The sequence below is a fragment of the uncultured Methanobrevibacter sp. genome (assembly GCF_947170395.1).
Taxonomy (GTDB): Archaea; Methanobacteriota; Methanobacteria; order Methanobacteriales; family Methanobacteriaceae; genus Methanocatella.
On sequence record NZ_CAMVTE010000004.1, the window covers coordinates 64,381 to 84,009 of the forward strand.

The following is a 19,629-nucleotide window of genomic DNA, read 5'->3' on the forward strand; positions in this document are numbered from 1 at the left end:
CTGTATTCTGTCACTAATGTGTGGTCAACATGTATGATTCAGCAAAATATCAATACAGTTTGGCACTCACAATCAACCTGCAAAATAATTGATTATACGACACAGGAAATATAAATATATGACAAAAACTATCAAAATCATAGTGTCTTGGTCAAATATAATGCAAGTGTTGGCAATTATTTCACAATCGAAATCAAATGGTATATAGGTAAACCATCTGCCACTTCAATTTCTACATTAACTTGGAATGTTAAAATCACTGAAGCAGTCCTTATCGAAATTGATGTTTTTACTGTGTCCGAATTAAGCTATTTCGCCATGACAAACTGCAATTGGGTATGAGGTAATGTTTCAGCGTCTGAAATCACTGCCTGTGAGATAATGCAAAAATCCGAAAAAATTAATTCAAATTCGCTCATAAAAAATATACAATAGATTCAAAAATGCCTCATATAAAAAACTATATGTTGGCTTTGATTTGTGTTTTAATGCCTTTGGATGAAGTATAAATCCATATATTTAAAAAATAATCTTATTTTCCCATTTTTTTATTTTTCTTATTTTTACTGATGCAATTGTCTCAGATTCTATTTTTTTGAAAAATTATATTATACAAAAAAGAATATATATTTTGCATTCCCATATTAATATATAATAATATATTTTATTATTTCGTCAGTTTGAATTATCGTGAAAGTTGGATAGAAAAATTGAGGTTATAATATATGGATAGAAAACAAATATTTTTCGGTATTTGTTTGTTCATAGTGCTTTTATCCGGACTTTCAGTTGCATCTGCTGCAAATGCGGTGGATAATCATACAATTTCAACTGCAAGCGATGATTTAAACACTATTTCTAGAACAAACAATCAAGAGGATATTTTGGGAGATCCTGCAGGTAATTTTACTGGTCTAGATAGCAGTATCGACAAAACTCCTGATGGTGGCACTCTTTCTTTGGAAATCAATTATACATATTCCAGTGGAGATGTCGCTTTAGTCAACGGAATCGTCATTGACAAAAGCATAACCATAGACGGGAAAGGCCATACCTTAGATGCATCCCACATTGCTTCCATTTTCAATATAGGTGCAAATCACCGTGTTGTTTTGCAAAACATTCATTTCATCAATGCAAACGGAACCAATGGTGGGGCAATCAAACTGGATTCCACATCAACTCTTGAAATCGTTAATTGTTATTTCATTGATAACCATGTATCAAAAAGTGGTGCCGCCATTTACCTATCAGATTCATTTTCTACTTCGTCATACCTCAAAATTACCGGCACAACTTTCATTAACAATACCGCCAGTTATGGTGGAGCAATCTATCTTAATGAAAGTGCATCTCATTCATCTTCAATAGAGGATTCGTCATTCATAAACTGTAGTTCCACAGGTGATGGTGGATCAGCATATATCAGTGCTAGTAATGTTGCCTTCAGGAATGTTATATTTGACAACAACATTGCAGGTGATGACGGTGGTGCACTTTACTGGGAAGGTAGCAATGGAATAATTTACAATATAACATGTACAAATAACAGAGGAATAAGTGTCACTAAAAAGGATGGTAACACTTCAAGCACACGTGGTGGAACAATCATCATTACTGGATCAAATATCACCGTATCAGACTCCAGATTTATAAACGGTTCATCATTTATGGATGAAAGCAAGGATTATTCAAAAGTTGATGGTGGTGCGTTATTCGTTACTGGTAATGATGTTACAATAGACAATGTCGAATTCATTAATTGCAATGCCACTAATAATGGTGGTGCGGTATATGTCATAGGTAATAGGACTCATATCTATAACTGTGATTTTACTGACTGTATTGCAAGAGACGGTGCAGCTTTATATGTTAATGGTACTGGTTGCACTTTGTATAATTCTACTTTTACCAATAATGTTGCTAACGATGATGGTGGTGCAATATATTGGAATGGTGATGAAGGATACATATACAACATAACATGTATAAACAACAAAGGGGTAAGTGGGTATGATCCTCTTGAAGGTAAGTACTCAAGTACCAGAGGTGGAACAATATGTCTTACAGGTTCAAATGTAACACTTACTAAATCCAGCTTTACAATATCTTCCGCTTATATGAATGAGAGTATGAACTACTCAAAAGTTGATGGTGGTGCATTATTCATAACCGGTAATGATGTTATTGTTAATGATACTACATTTAGTTCATGTAGTGCTACCAATAATGGTGGTGCTATATATGTCATAGGTAATAGGACTCATATCTATAATTGTGACTTTAATGACTGTGTTGCAAGAGACGGCGCAGCATTATATGTCAATGGTGTGGACTGTACTTTGTATAATTCCACATTCACAGACAACATAGGTAATGATGACGGTGGTGCAATATATTGGGAAGGTGACAACGGATACATGTACAATATTACATGCATCAACAATAAGGGTGTAAGCGGATGGGACCCTCTTGAAGGTGAATACTCAAATTCCAAAGGGGGAACAATATGTCTTACAGGTTCAAATGTAACAATAGACACATCATCTTTCGCCCAAAGTTCCGCCAAATCCGATGGTGGAGCACTGTTCATAACAGGTAATGACGTAAAAGTTATGCATTCCAATTTCACAAATTGCATTTCAACAGCAAAAAATGGTGGGGCAGTATATATCATCGGTAACGAAACCCACATTTTTGACTGTATTTTTGACGACTGTAAGGTTGATGTGGTCACTGACCACCGTGGTGGTGCAATCTATGTAGCCGGTAATGACGCAAACATCACAAAATCAACTTTCACAAATACCGAGGCTGTTGTCGGTGGTGCAATATTCATTGAAGGTAACGGCACTATAGTTGATGACTCAACATTCAAACACAATGATGCAGTTTCCTCTGTTGGCGGTACCGGTGCTGCAATCAACATCAACGGTGCAAACGCAGTTATTGTCAATTCCAGATTTTCCGACGGCAAAGCCGTAAACTATGGTGGTGCCATAGCTGTATGGGGTTCAAATGCAGTGCTTGAAGGCAACACATTCAACAACTCAATAACCACAAAATTTAATGGTGGTGCTGTATTTGTAGACGGTGCAAATACAACAATTTCACTTTCAAATTTCACACAGTGTAACGCTTTGGGTGATCCATATGCCCGTGGTGGTGCAATCGATGTTCAGGGTGATGATGCAAGGATATTGGATTGTAACTTTGATGAGTGTGACTCACACTATGGTGGGGTAATATATGTAAGCGGTACCAATGCCTACATTAACAGTTCCTCATTCAAGAACAGTGAAGCATATGATGGTGGAGCAATCTATATTGAAGGTATCAACACTACCATATCCTATTCCAACTTTACAGATGTCTCTGCTAGAGATTATGGCGGATCAATATATGTGGCAGGGAATAATGCAGATATTTTAGAAAGTAATTTCATAAGAAGCACAGTTGTAAACAGAAATGGTGGTGCAATATTTGTTGCAGGTTCCAATGCAAACATTGAAAAATCCAACTTCACTTCATCCAAAGCTTTGAACACTAAAAATAAAGCTCTTGGTGGTGCAATTTATATTGAAGGGTCTGATGCAGTTGTCAATCAGTCCAATTTCGATGACTGTCAGGCCAGTGAAGGTGGAGGTGCTATTTACGCATACGGTAATGCTGCAAAAATCGAAGATTCCATATTCACTTCAAACACAGCAAAATACGGTGGTTCAATTTATTTAACATCATGGGGTTCTTCAATAAAAGGATCCAATGTATCAGGAAGCATTGCCAGTGAAAACGGTGGTGGAGTATACGTTGCAGAGGGAAGTATTCAAATATCCGAAAGTAATTTCGATGATTGTATAGCTAAAGGTACTTCATCAACCAATGGTGGAGGGGCTATTTATATTAATGGTCCGGATACTCACATTTCATCATCTAATTTCACAGGCAATAGGGTTCCAGGTAATTTAGCCCGTGGTGGAGCTATTTTCATCAATGGGGAAAGGACAGTAATTGAAGGTTCAGAGTTTGACAACAACACTGCTAATCAGGGTGGTGTGATTTTCATTGAAGGTAAGGATGCAATCATCGACACATCCAAATTCTCCAACAGTTCATCAAGGTCCTCCGGTGGTTCAATTTATGTTAAAGGGGATGAAGCAACAATCAGACTCTCCAGCTTTGACAATATTACCGCAGGAAATGATGGTGGAGCTATTTATGTAGATGGTGCAAGAACTAACATACTAAATTCATCATTTTATAACTGTACTGTTAAAGGCAAGAAAGGTGGAGCAATCTATATTGATGATATAGGAACTACAGTTGCCTATTCAAACTTCACCTTATCAAAGGCCGGTGAAGGGGGAGCAATCTATATCCGTGGTGTAAATACAACCATTTCATACTGTAATCTGGATGAGAATGTTGCTGATTCTGCCGGTGCAATTAAAGTTTACGGTGATGATACAATTATATCAAACTGTAATTTCACTTACAACAATGCAACATCCAAAACTTTAGGTAGTGGAGGTGCATTGGACATAGGTGGTTCAAACGCATCTGTTTACTATTCCTGGTTTGACCATAACGACGCAGTGCTTGATGGTGGTGCAATCAACTGGCTCGGTGGACACGGGGACGATTCCATTATAGGATCCACTTTCACAAATAACGTGGCTCACGATACCAATAAAGGTGGAGGTGCAATCTACTGGACACAGGGAAACGTTATTGCATCAGGGGGTTTAATCAAGGATTCCATATTCATCAACAACACTGCAGCATCAAGACACGGAGGAGCTATTGACTGGTTCCACGCTAAGGACAGTAGAATTGAAAATTGTCTGTTTATCAACAACACAGCTGCACGTGACGGTGGAGCTCTCTATACCGGTGACCAGGGTGGTAAAAGTACAAACTTAACTATTATCTACAGCCAATTCTATAACAACACTGCAGGATTATATGGTGGAGCTATTGCAAATCAGATGGCTGATTCATATCTGTTTAACAACACATTTGACGGAAATAAAGCTAATGCCGGTGGAGGTTCCATATTGATGAAGGAAGGTCCTGCTAAAAACTGTATAATCGACCATTGTTACATCTATAATTCACATGTTGGTAATGTAAGCGGTGGTTACGGTGAAGGTGGTGGAGCAATTCTTTTAGGTGTAAAAGGAGATTCAAATATTACCATTTCAAATTCCGCTATCTTTAATTCTACAATTGAAAGAGGACCTGGTGGTGCAATTGCAATGTTAGGTTCCGACTGTTCATTAATCAACGTTACAATTGAAGTCGCTTCAACACAAAATGATGATGGTGGTGCAATCTATTGGAAAGGTGCCAACGGTATGCTCAATAACGTTACAATATTCAATTCTTCATCAAATTCAGTTGACGGTTCAAAATCATCTGATGGTGGTGCCATTCATGTATCAGGTTGGTATTGTACCTTAAATGATATTAAAATATTCAAATCTTCAGCAAACAATGATGAAAATTGTGCAAAAACCAACAATGGTGGAGCCATTTACATCAGCGGTTCCAGTGATGTATTGACCAATATTATCATTGATAATTCTTCATCCAAAAATGTTAAAATGAATGCTGGTGGAGGAGCAATTTACTATGCCGGATATGGAGGTACATTAGTCAACGCAACAATTTCAAACACATTCGCTTCCGGTAACGGTGGTGCAATCTATTGGAGAGGAAGTACTCCTAAGGAATTTAACAACATTTCAATTACATATTCCCAAACAGAAGTGATTGATTCTGCCAACAGTGCTGACGGTGGTGCAATCTATGCGACTACTCTTACTGAATTAAATAATGTTACTATTGAAGGGGCACGTGCCTATAAGAACACAGGGGATGTTCACGGTGGTGCAATCTATTTGAAAGACGGCAAAACTTTAAACAATGTTACTGTCATCGGTTCACGCGCTTCAACTGACGATGGAATTTCACAGGGTGGAGCTGTTTATTTCACAAGGGAAAGAGGTTCCTCCAATATTTATGTTTACAATTCAACATTCGAAGAAAACAATGCTGATTTGGGTGGTGGATTATACTTTAAAAAGATAACTGCCCGTATATATGGCTCTTCATTTACAGGCAATGTCGCTAATCAAAATGGTGGAGCTTTGTACAGTGAAAATGAAGATGAATTGATATATGATTCCACTATTGACCATAATAGTGCAAAAAAGGGTGGAGGAATATTCTCTCAAGACGGCCATGTTCAGTTAACAGATTCCCTTATGGAATTCAACACTGCTGAAGAGAAAGGTGGTGCAATCTATTATAATTATAATAATAAAGGCGGATCAAGTATAATACTTAGAAGCGATTTGCTCAACAACACTGCATTCCAGGGTTCAGCAATATACGGTACCAAATTCAACAGATTCTCCTTGCAGGATTCTGTTCTTCTGGACAATCAGGCTAATTCAAAAACATTCATAGAAAAACATGTTGGTGTGGATGAGCAAGGAAACAACTACACCAGTGCAATATTTTTAGGATTTGACAATCTCCTTAATGCAATCTGGCAGGAAAGCACCTATGCACTTTCATGCAGTAATGTAACCTACTGGGGAGTTGATAACAGAACAAAAGCTAATTCAGCTCCAAAACAAAGCGACAGGGAAGTAAATATCAATGTTACTGTTGAAGTGTATGATGGAAGAGGAGTGCAATTGACAACCGCCGATGTTGTAACCGATAAGGACGGTAAGGTCACATACAATTTTGACGCTAAAGACGGCGAAACATACTATTTTGCATATGTACATAAAGCTGACAGGTACTACACTTATTTAAGAGATACTCTGTCAAACAGAAGTATCGTTAATATCTACGTTCACAATCCGATTTTCTATTCCCAGAACCAGACAGTACTCATTGAATTGACTGACGGTGCATGGGGTAACCTCAACGGAACAGTAACAGTAACATTCAACGATACAAACCACACAACATTCGAAATTGAAGTGCTCAACGGTACCGGAGCAAGATACAATATTTCAGGCCTGCCTATCGGTCATTACAATGCAACAGCTTCATTTAGTGGTGATTTGGACCACACAGGCGATACTGATTGGGCATTGTTTGAAGTGGTTCCGTACAATGATTTGCACATTACAAAAGAGGTTAATATAACTGCAGATTATGTAAACGTTTCCGATGTTATAAAATACACAATAACAGTAACCAACCACGGTCCAAGTAAGGCTTACGGCGTAAACGTGACAGAAAGATTAAGTCCATATCTCAAATTGGATAGGGCTAAAGCGACAACAGGTAGCTATAATCTTACAGGCGGCTACTGGTATATCGGCGATTTGGAAGTTGGTGATTTTGAAACATTGACAATAACTGCTGAAGTAATTCATATGGGACCTATTACCAACACAGTTTGGGTAACAGGTTTAGGAAACGATACAAATCTCTCCAACAACGTCGCTTCAGCACGCAACTTCACAGCTGTAGACCTCATCGATTTGCGCATCTATAAGACTGTCAATGTCACTGCTGAAGTTGTAAATGTGCTTGACATAATCCAGTTCAACATTACAGTATTCAATGACGGACCTTCCAATGCAACAGGTGTTGTTGTAGAAGAACCTATTGACGGTCATTTGAAAATAATTTCCAACAAGACAAGTACAGGAACATACAGAGGAGATACCTGGAATATCGGATATCTTGCAAAAGGCGCCAATGCAACATTAACAATCGTTGCCCGTATTGCTTATCCTGGAAACATTTCAAATGCAGTTCATGTTTTCGGATTTGAAAACGAATCCAACTATAAAAATAATTATGCAGCTATCAAAAACCTTACAGCAATAGCCAATGTTGACTTGAAAGTTACCAAAGAGGTTAATGTAAGCGGTTCTGTCAACGTAACCGATAAAATCAAATTTACCATTAATGTTACAAACAACGGTCCTTGCAATGCAACTGGTGTATATGTAAGTGAAATTTTAAGCAAGCATCTTAAGATTTTATCCAACACTACAACCAAGGGAGACTATGACGGTGCCACATGGATTGTCGGCGATTTAAATAAAGGGGAAACCCAAAGCCTAACAATCATAGCTGAGGTAATATCAGCGGGCACAATTTCCAATGCAGTTGCAATATTCGGTTCAGACAACGATACAAACAAATCAAATAACAATGACAGCATTGAAAACATAACCTCATTTGACATTGTCGATTTACAAATCAACAAGACTGTTGATATCAAAACAAGCACAGTCAATGTAAGTGACAGAATAGTATTTACAATTACAGTTAAAAACAACGGACCTTGCGATGCCACAAATGTAAATGTCACCGAGAAGTTAAGCCCTCATCTTAAAATGATTGAATATCATACCTGGGCAAGTACTTATGATGTTGGAAAAGGCATTTGGTATATCGGCACCTTGACTAAAGGCGATTGGCGTGAACTGGTCATTACGGCCGAAGTTATTTCTGCAGGAAACATTTCTAACGTGGTTGTCGTAACAAGCAGTGAAAATGATACCAACAAATCCAACAACAAGGATGAGATTCCTAATATCACAGCAATAGACATTGTCGATTTGCAGATTAAAAAAGAGGTAAACGTCTCAGGTGTCATTAATGTGACAGATTACATCAAATATACAATCACTGTGTTCAATGCAGGTCCTTCAAACGCAACAAACGTAAACGTATCAGAGGTTTTAAGTTCCCATCTCAAGCTGATTAAAGCAGAAACAGCTAACGGTTATTATAATGTAACTAAAGGTATGTGGTACATCGGCGAGCTGAAAAATCAGTCAACCGCAGTTTTAACCATTCATGCTCAGGTGATAACCAACGGAACCATTTCAAATGTGGTCGAGGTAAACAGTACAGAAAAAGACACTGACCTGTCAAATAACAAAGATCAAATTGTGGATATTGCTGCAGTAAATATAGTTGATTTGCAGATTAACAAGACAGTTAATGCTTCTTCAACCGATATTGACATAACTGAAGTGATCATGTTTAATATTACTGTCTATAATGCAGGTCCTTGTAATGCTACTGATGTATATGTATGTGAACCTTTAAGCGATATTCTTCAAATAATCAGTAATGTTACCAGTCAGGGCAGCTATGATGGTTATACATGGATTATCGGTAACCTGACCAGCGGATCCACTGCAACCTTAACAATTGTTGCCCAAAGCGCATATTCAGGTACTATTGAAAATGCAGTTAATGTAACATGCCGTGAAATTGATACTAACCTTACCAATAATAAGGATAACATTACTCCAATTAATGTATCAGCACATATGGATTTGGCCATAAATAAAACAGTCAATGTCACAACCGGCGTTGTTAATGTCAGTGACTTGATTGAGTTTACTGTCATCGCATATAACAACGGTCCATGTAACGCAAGTGGTGTATATGTATATGAAGCTTTAGACACTGCCCATCTAACTTTGGTTTCAAGCAGTGCAACTAAAGGGGTTTACGATAATCAGACTACATGGAACATTGGCTTTTTGAATGCCGGCGAAAATGCTACCCTGACAATTGTTGCAGAGGTTACTGCAGTGGGCAATTTCTCAAATTATGTTGCAATATTCGGTTTCGGTAACGATACTAACATGTCAAACAACAATGCAAGCATTCCAAACATTACCGCAAAACCTATAGTTGATTTAAACATTACAAAATCTGTCAACGTTGGAACTGTTGTCGATTTCAACGACACAATAATATTTACAATTACAGTCAGAAATAAAGGTCCTTGCGAAGCAACCAATGTGAACGTGACCGAAGCTTTGGATTCACACCTTAAACTGGTTGTTTATCATACATGGGGCAGTGACTACAATGTTACTGAAGGCATCTGGCATATCGGTACTCTGGCCAAAGGTGACTGGAGACAGCTAATCATTGAAGCCAGAGTAATTGCAGTCGGAAACATTACCAATGTGGTTAGTGTAAACAGCACAGAAGAGGACACCAACAAATCAAATAACAATGCAAGCATTCCTAATATCACAGCAATGCCTATTGTTGATTTACAGATTAAAAAAGAATCCAATGTCACAGGAGATGTCGTTAATGTAACAGACTACATCAAATACACAATAACCGTATTCAATGACGGTCCTTGCAATGCTACAAATGTCAATGTCAGTGAGGTTTTAAGCAGTCATCTCAGATTTGTCAAATCTGACACAGCAAACGGTTATTACAATGTGACTGAGGGTATCTGGCATGTTGGAGATTTGAAAAATCAGTCCACAGCTGTTTTAACCATCGAGGCTCAAGTGGTAAGTGAAGGAATCATTTCCAATGTGGTTGTTGTAAACAGTACTGAAAAGGACACAGATCTTGATAACAACAGGGCAGCAATTGATGATATCACTGCTGTTATTGTCTTCGATTTACAAATCAAAAAAGTGGTTAACGTTTCAAGAGATATTGATGTGACTGAAATAATCATGTTTAACATTACAGTTCACAATGCAGGTCCTTGTAATGCTACTGATGTATATGTGGCCGAACCTTTAAGCTATAATCTCAGAATCATAAGCAATACCACTACTCAGGGAACTTACGACGGTTATACATGGATTATCGGTAACATGACCAGCGGTTCTACCGTCAATTTAACAATCGTTGCAAGCATAGCTTATGGTGGTATAATTGAAAATAAGGTTAATGTGACCGGTAGGGGAATTGATTATAATCTTTCAAACAATAAGGATAACGTTACACTTAACGCAACAGCTCATGTAGATTTGAGTGTTTCAAAAATCGTTGTCGGCAATCCTACTGTTGTAAATGTCTCTGACAAGGTTGAATTCGTTGTTGAGGCATATAATGACGGTCCTTGCAATGCAAGCGGTGTTTATGTGTCTGAAATTTTAGACTTTACTCATCTCGGACGCAATTTCACTTATTATGTATCTGCTCCGGGCACTACATATGATGGAAGAACATGGATTATTGGTAATTTAAACAGTAAGGAACGTATTTCTTTAACAATTGTTGCTTGGGTTATCGCACCGGGCAATTTCACAAACTATGTTGAAATATTCTGTTACGACAATGATACCAACAAATCAAACAACAATGCAAGCATCTCGAACATTACCGCAAAACCTATCGTTGATTTGAATATTACAAAAACTGATAATATTACAAACCGTACTATTCACTACAACGATACAATTCTCTTTACAATAACAGTTAGAAACAACGGTCCGTCCAATGCTACAAACGTGAATGTTACTGAAGTTTTAGATTCTCATCTTAAACTGGTAAGTTATAGTACAGGGGCTAATTATAATGTTACTAGCGGTGTTTGGTATATCGGTGATTTGGCTAAAGACGATTGGAGACAACTGGAGATTGTTGCAAGAGTGACTTCAGTTGGAAACATTACCAATGCTGTTAGTGTAAACAGTACAGAAGAAGATACAAACAAATCCAACAACAATGCAAGCGTTCCTAACATTACCGCAATACCTATTGTTGATTTAAACATTACAAAAGAGGTCAATGTTACCGGAAACATTGTAAATGTAACTGATTACATCAAATACACAATCACTGTATACAATGCTGGTCCGTGCAATGCTACAAATGTCAATGTAAGTGAGGTTTTAAGCGGTCATCTAAGATTTGTTAAATCCGACACAGCAAACGGTTATTACAATGTGACTGAGGGCATCTGGCATGTTGGAGATTTGAAAAACAAATCATCTGCAGTTTTAACCATTGAAGCTCAAGTGATGAGCAATGGAACCATTTCAAATGTGGTTGCTGTAAACAGTACAGAAATGGACACTAACATGTCCAATAACTGGGCTGAAACTAAAAATCTCACATCAGTAATCGTATTTGATTTGCAAATCAAAAAATCAGTAAACGTTTCATCAACAAACGTTGACGTGACAGATAAACTTAAATTTACCATTACAGTTCACAATGCAGGTCCTTGCAATGCCACTGATGTATATGTAATCGAGCCTTTGGCTAAAAATCTTATAATTAGGGGCAACACTACTACCCAAGGCCACTATGATGGATATAAATGGTATATCGGAAACATGACCAACGGATCTACAGTCAATTTAACAATTGATGTGGATATTGATTATGCAGGAATTATTGTAAACAGGGTTAATGTGACCGGTACAGGAATTGATTATAACCTTTCCAACAATAAGGATAGCCTTACACTTAATGCAACCGCTCATGTAGATCTTCAAATATTTAAATTATATACTGGTAATAATGTTGTCAATGTCAGTGATTTAGTTGAATTTACAGTTATTGCTTATAATGGTGGTCCTTGTAATGCAAGCGGTGTCTATGTGCTTGAAGAGTTAGATTTCACTCATCTAGGACGTAATTTCACTTATATTGCACCTAGAGGCACTACATATGATGGCCATATCTGGGATATTGGTCGCTTAAACGTGCATGAGGTTCTTGTATTGAGAATATCTGCTTGGGTTATCGCACCGGGCAATTTCTCAAACTATGTTGAAATACATGGTTATGACAATGATACTGACCCATCAAATAACAATGACACTATCGATAACATTACAGCATTGCCTATAGTTGATTTAAACATTACAAAAGAATCTGATGTTATAAATAATACAGTATATTACAATGATACAATCACATTCACAATAACTGTTAGAAACAACGGTCCGTGCAATGCAACTAATGTAACAGTAAATGAAGTTTTAGATTCCCATCTTAAACTGGAAAGTTATAGTGCGGGGGCTAATTATAATGTTACCAGCGGTGTCTGGTATATCGGTGATTTGGCTAACGGTGACTGGCGTAAGTTAGAGATTATAGCTAGAGTAATCTCTATTGGAAATATTACCAATGTGGTTAATGTAACCAGTACAGAAAATGACACTGATAAATCAAATAACAATGCAAGCATTCCTAATATTACTGCAAAACCTATAGTTGATTTAAGAATCAACAAAACCGTCAATGTTACCGCTACTGAAGTTCCGGTGACCGAAGTAATCAAGTTTACTATTACAGTATCAAATGACGGTCCTTGTGATGCGGTCAATGTATATGTTTATGAACCTTTAAGCGATTGTCTTAGCATTATCAGCAATACCACAGGCAACAATACCAGTACTATCCAATGGTATGACGGATATACATGGTTTATCGGTAATCTGACTAACGGTACCAATACAACTTTAACAATTGAAGCAAGAATTGTATACTCCGGAATTATAAGAAATTATGTTAACGTGACCAGTAATATGACTGACATTGACCCAAGCAATAATGAAGATCAAATCACTCCTATTACTGCAGTTACCAAAGTTGACCTGGCAATTAACAAGACAGTCAATGTCACAACAGGCATTGTCAATGTAGGTGATCTGGTTGAATTCAATATCACTGCTACAAACAACGGTCCTTGTAATGCGAGCGGTGTCTATGTGCTTGAAGCTTTGGATTTCAACTATCTTGTCGAATACAGTCATAATGCAACTCCTGGCACCACATATGACGGTTACACATGGTATATCGGCTACTTGGATGCAGGTGCCACTGCTACTTTGACAATTGTTGCTCGTGTGACAGAACCTGGAAATTTCTCAAATTATGTTGAAATTTTCGGATTTGACGAAGATACCAACATGTCCAACAACAATGACACTATTCCTAACATCACTGCAATACCTGTAGTTGATTTGGACATTACAAAAGAGGTCAATGTCAATGGGGAAGTGTTGGTTGGACAAACTGTCGTATTTACAGTCACTGTTAGAAATAACGGTCCTTGTGATGCTACCAATGTTAATGTGACTGAAGTATTGAGTCCTCATCTTGAAATGGTTGAATACATTACCTGGGACAGCTATTATGATGTCGATGCAGGTATCTGGTATATTGGTGATTTGGCCAAAAATGATTGGAGACAAATTATTATCGTGACCGAAGTCGTTTCAGTCGGAAACATTACCAATGCTGTTAGCGTAAACAGTACAGAAAACGATACAGACAAATCCAACAACAATGATACAATTCCTAACATTACTGCAAAACCTGCTGTTGACCTGCAGATTACTAAAGACGTAAATGTAACATCAAGATTTGTTGAGGTAACTGATTACATAGAATATATTATTGTCGTTTATAATGACGGTCCTTGCAATGCAACCAACGTCAATGTAAGTGAGCCTTTAAACTCTTATCTTAAATTTGTCAATGCTACAACCGAATTCGGTTATTATAATGCTACTGAAGGTATTTGGCATATCGGCAATATGACAAACGGTTCATATGTGAATTTAACTATTGTGGCTCAGGTCATAAGGGATGGAATCGTCATTTCAAATGTGGTTGTTGTCAACAGCACAGAAAACGATACCGATCCATACAATAACAGGGATGAAGTCATCATTGCAGCATTGCCTGTTGTCGATTTAAGAGTCAACAAAACTGTCAATGTCACATCTGATGAAATAGGCGTAACAGATTATATTGAATTTACAATTACAGTGTTCAATGACGGTCCTTGTAACGCTACCGGTGTATATGTAATCGAATCATTAAGCGACAAACTCGCTTTGATTAGCAACGTTACAAGCCAAGGTCATTATGACGGTTACACATGGAACATTGATAACATTACTGTCGGCAATAACGTTACATTAACAATTGTTGCTCAGGTTATTTATGCAGGAAACATCTCAAATGCTGTCGTTGGCTTTGCATATCAAAATGAAACCAACTACACAAACAACAATGCAAGCATCAAAAATATCACTGCAATAACCAATGTTGACCTGCAGATTACCAAAAAGGTCAATGTAAGTGTTGTCAATGTAACCGATAAAATCGAATTCACAATATCCGTTACAAATGTCGGTCCTTGCAATGCTACCGGTGTATATGTAAGTGAAGTTCTAAACTCTCATCTGAAAATCGTATCCAATACTACAACCATGGGGGAATATGACGGCGCTACATGGGTTATAGGTAATCTGGATAAAGGACAAACCCATAATCTGACAATTATTGCTGAAGTCATATCATCAGGAAATATTACCAATTTCGTCAACGTTACAAGCAATGACAACGATACCAACAGATCCAATGATAATGCAAGCATTAAAAACGTTACTGCTTTTGACATTGTTGATTTAAACATTACCAAGACAGTTGACGTTACAGGCGTTGTCGCCCTAGGCGATTCAGTTGTGTTCACCATTACTGTCTGGAACAATGGTCCTTGTGATGCTACCAATGTTAATGTTACTGAGGTTTTAAGTCCTCATCTTAAAATGATTGGATACAGTACCTGGGACAGCTATTATAACGTTACTGAGGGTGTCTGGTATATTGGCAAATTGGCCAAAGACGATTGGAGACAACTCATTATCTCAACTGAAGTGATTTCAGCAGGTAACATTACCAACGTGGTTGTTGTTACAAGTACAGAAAACGATACAAACAAATCAAACAACAACGCAAGTATTCCTAACATTACTGCTGTGGATGTCGTTGATTTGACAATTACAAAAGATGTCAATGTTAAAGATGTCGTATTGGTGGGACAAACTGTCGTATTTACAATAACAGTTAGAAACATTGGTCTTTGTGATGCTACCAATGTTAATGTTACTGAGGTTTTAAGTCCTCATCTTAAAATGATCGGATACAGTACATGGAACAGTGAGTATAATGTCACTGAAGGTGTCTGGTACATTGGCACATTGATTAAGGGAGATTGGAGACAACTGGTCATTGTAGCTGAAGTTGTTTCTCCTGGAAACATTTCCAATGTTGTCGCTGTAACAAGCAGTGAAAATGACACTAACGAATCCAACAATAACGCAAGCATTAAAAACATTACTGCCTTGGATATTGTTGATTTAACTATTAATAAGACTGTTGACGTTACAACAGATACTGTTTGCATCGGCGATTCAATCATATTTACAATTACTGTTAGAAATAATGGTCCTTGTGATGCTACCAATGTTAATGTTACTGAGGTTTTAAGTCCTCATCTTAAAATGGTTGACTATCATACTTGGAACAGTGAGTATAATGTCACTGAGGGTGTCTGGTATATTGGCAAATTGGCTAAAAACGATTGGAGACAGTTGATTATTGAAACTCAGGTAATCTCAGCAGGAAACATTACAAATGTGGTCAGTGTTAACAGTACTCAAAACGATACCAACAAGTCCAACAATAATGCTAGTGTCCCTAACATCACTGCTGTGGACGTTGTTGATTTATCTATTAATAAGACTGTTGACGTTACAACCGGTTCTGTTTGTATCGGTGATTCAATTATATTTACTATTACTGTTAGAAATAATGGTCCTTGTGATGCTACCAATGTTAATGTTACTGAGGTTTTAAGTCCTCATCTTAAAATGGTTGACTATCATACCTGGAACAGTGAGTATAATGTCACTGAAGGTATATGGTATATTGGTGATTTGGCCAAAGACGATTGGAGACAACTGATTATTGAAACTCAGGTAATCTCTGCAGGTAACATTACAAATGTGGTCAGTGTTAACAGTACTCAAAACGATACCAACAAATCAAACAACAACGCAAGTATTCCTAACATTACTGCTTGGGATGTCGTTGATTTGAATATTACCAAAAAGGTCAATGTTGGTGATGTTGTGCTGGTAGGACAAACAGTTATATTTACAATAACTGTTTGGAACAACGGTCCTTGTGATGCCACTAATGTTAATGTTACTGAGGTTTTAAGTCCTCATCTTAAAATGGTTAACTATTACACATGGAACAGCTATTATAACGTTACTGAGGGTATTTGGTATATTGGTAACTTGGCTAAAAACGATTGGAGACAGTTGATTATTGAAACTCAGGTAATCTCAGCAGGTAACATTACCAATGCGGTTGTTATCACAAGCACTGAAAACGATACCAACAAGTCCAACAATAATGCTAGTATTCCTAACATTACTGCAAAACCGGCTGTTGATCTCTACATTACAAAAACAGCCAATGTTTCAGGTGTTGTCAATGTTACTGGCATAATCGAATTTGACATTGTTGTATATAATGCAGGTCCTTGCAATGCAACCAACGTCAATGTGAGTGAGGTTTTAAGTCCTCATCTCAAACTGCTCAACAACATAACCCAAAACGGATATTATGATGTTGGTGAAGGCATCTGGTATATAGGTAACTTAACCAGTCAGAACAGGGCATACCTGTCAATAATTGCTCAGGTAATCAGTAACGGCACAATCTCAAATGTGGTTGTTGTAACTAGCAGTGAAAATGACACCGATCCGTCCACAAACAGGGATGAAATCGACAACATTACTGCAGTAAACATTGTTGATGTAAGTGTCAATAAGACAGTAAGCAAAACAACCGCAAAAGTTGGAGACGAAATTGTCTATGTCATCACAGTCCATAATTATGGCCCATGCGATGCAACAGATGTAAATGTCACTGAAAAACTATCAGATAACGTTGTCTTGATTAAATATAATGCAACCATAGGTGATTATAACGCATCCGAAAACATTTGGTATATAGGAAAACTCACAAATGGTTCAACCCATACATTAACTCTGACTGTTGAAATCATTCGTGAAGGAACAATTGAAAATGCGGTAATCCTCAAGTCAAACGAAACCGATACCAACATGACCAACAACAATTACACAAGTGAAAATGTAACTGCCGAAAAATACTCTACTCCAATTGATCTCAAAACAGAAAACATCACTTACGGTGAGGATGAGATTTTGGTTGTAATTCTGCCTAAAGGTGCAACAGGTGTTGTAAACATCACTGTTGGAGATAGAAACTACACTGATGTTCCAATCAATCAGGGTATTGTGGAACTTCCTGTAGTTGATTTGGGTGCCGGAGATTACAATGTCACAGTTGTATATGGTGGAAATGACAAATACTTACCTAATTCAACATCCGGAATCTTCAATGTCGCTAAACTGATTCCAATAATCACTATTGAAGTTGCAGACATTTGGGTCTGGGAAATTGAAGTATTGAACGTGACTGTCAATGCACCTGGTGTCGTATTCGTAACAGTCAACAACATAACTGTTGAAATTCCGCTTGAAAATGGTGTTGTAACCACTGATGTATTGGCTGCCTTAAACAGCAAGCTTGACTATATGGGAAATGCAACCTGGAATATTATTGGTTTGCCGGTTGGAACATATCCTGCATTTGCACTTTATCCTGGAAATGAAAACTACACAAGCGTAAATACTTCAGACGTATTCCATGTAAGGGATTTGATACCTACAGATGTTGTTGTAACAGCTGATGATATCCATGTCGGTGAAAATGCAACAATCAACATTAAAGTTGGTCCTAAAGGAGTAACCGGAAATGTTACAGTGGTTTTAGAAAATGAAACTTACACTGTCTCATTGGATGAAAACGGAAATGCGCAACTGATTGTACCTGGCCTCAGTGCAGGTGAAAAGGACGTGCATGTCTACTATAACGGAACGGATTTATATCTTCCAAGTGATAATGCAACCACATTCGATGTATTGAAAGTAATGCCTCCGGTCAGTGTTGATGCACCTGAAATAACCGTAGGTGAAGATGGTATAATCACAGTAACCGTTCCACAGGATGCAACCGGTACAATAACAATTGAAATTGAAGGCAAACGCTACACTGCAGATATTGAAAACGGAAAAGCAGTATTCATCATCAGGAATCTGACTGAAGGCATTCATGCAATTAAGGCATACTACTCAGGTGACGACAAGTACCTGCCAGCAAATGCAACAGGTAATATAAAAGTCAATCCTTTAAATGAAACTGAAAACAAAACTTCAATTTATCGCAGTGGAATTAGCTTGGCATCATACCCAACAGGTAATCCGATATTGGTAATATTATTAATATTATTATGTTTAGGATCTTCTCAAATTAGAAGAAGATTCTAAGTATTATTTTTATTGCATATATGTAATATTTTCAATATTGACTGTATTGGGTCGGATTCGCCAATGCTTTCATTATTTTTTATTTTTTTTTACAATATTGTTGTATTTGCCAACAATAATATTTATAAAAAGATATCAATATTGTGAGTATAATACTGATATTAATCAACCTTTTAATCAAAATATTAAACTGTATACTTAATTTATAATTTAAATAAATATTTGATAGGTAATTATATGGAATTTGCATAATTTTATTTAGTATTTAGTAATTTTTTATGTACATTTTACACTAAATTTTTAAAATTTTTTTAAAAACATTTCAACATTTTTTCCATATTTTGAGTGGTGTATATTATATTATTATCAAGGTTTGAAGAGTATTATTTTTTGCCTTTTTTATTTAATTTTTTTCAATCTGAAAATGTGATTTTGGATAACTTTCACATTTCAAAATTGTATTTTCCATATATGTTTTCATATGGGTTATAGAATGTTTTTTTGTTCATAATTGATTTTTATTTCTGAAATTTTTTTAATCTTTTTTGAAATTTACTATTCAAAAAACATATATATTATAAGAATCTAAAATAAATATCACTGTAAACTCTCCATTATTTTCCGATGGAAA

General features: G+C 36.9%; 2 protein-coding genes. Both read left to right on the forward strand.

Annotated elements, in window-relative coordinates; genetic code table 11:
• Nucleotides 1-147 precede the first annotated feature (147 nt).
• Nucleotides 148-342, forward strand: a complete 195-nt coding sequence (locus Q0W04_RS02025; protein ID WP_298499691.1) for a hypothetical protein — start codon at nucleotides 148-150, stop codon at nucleotides 340-342.
• A gap of 383 nt (nucleotides 343-725) precedes the next feature.
• Nucleotides 726-18,998 carry an Ig-like domain repeat protein gene (locus Q0W04_RS02030; RefSeq protein WP_298499694.1) on the forward strand — a complete coding sequence of 6,091 codons (18,273 nt, stop codon included), beginning with the start codon at nucleotides 726-728 and terminating at the stop codon, nucleotides 18,996-18,998.
• Nucleotides 18,999-19,629 lie beyond the last annotated feature (631 nt).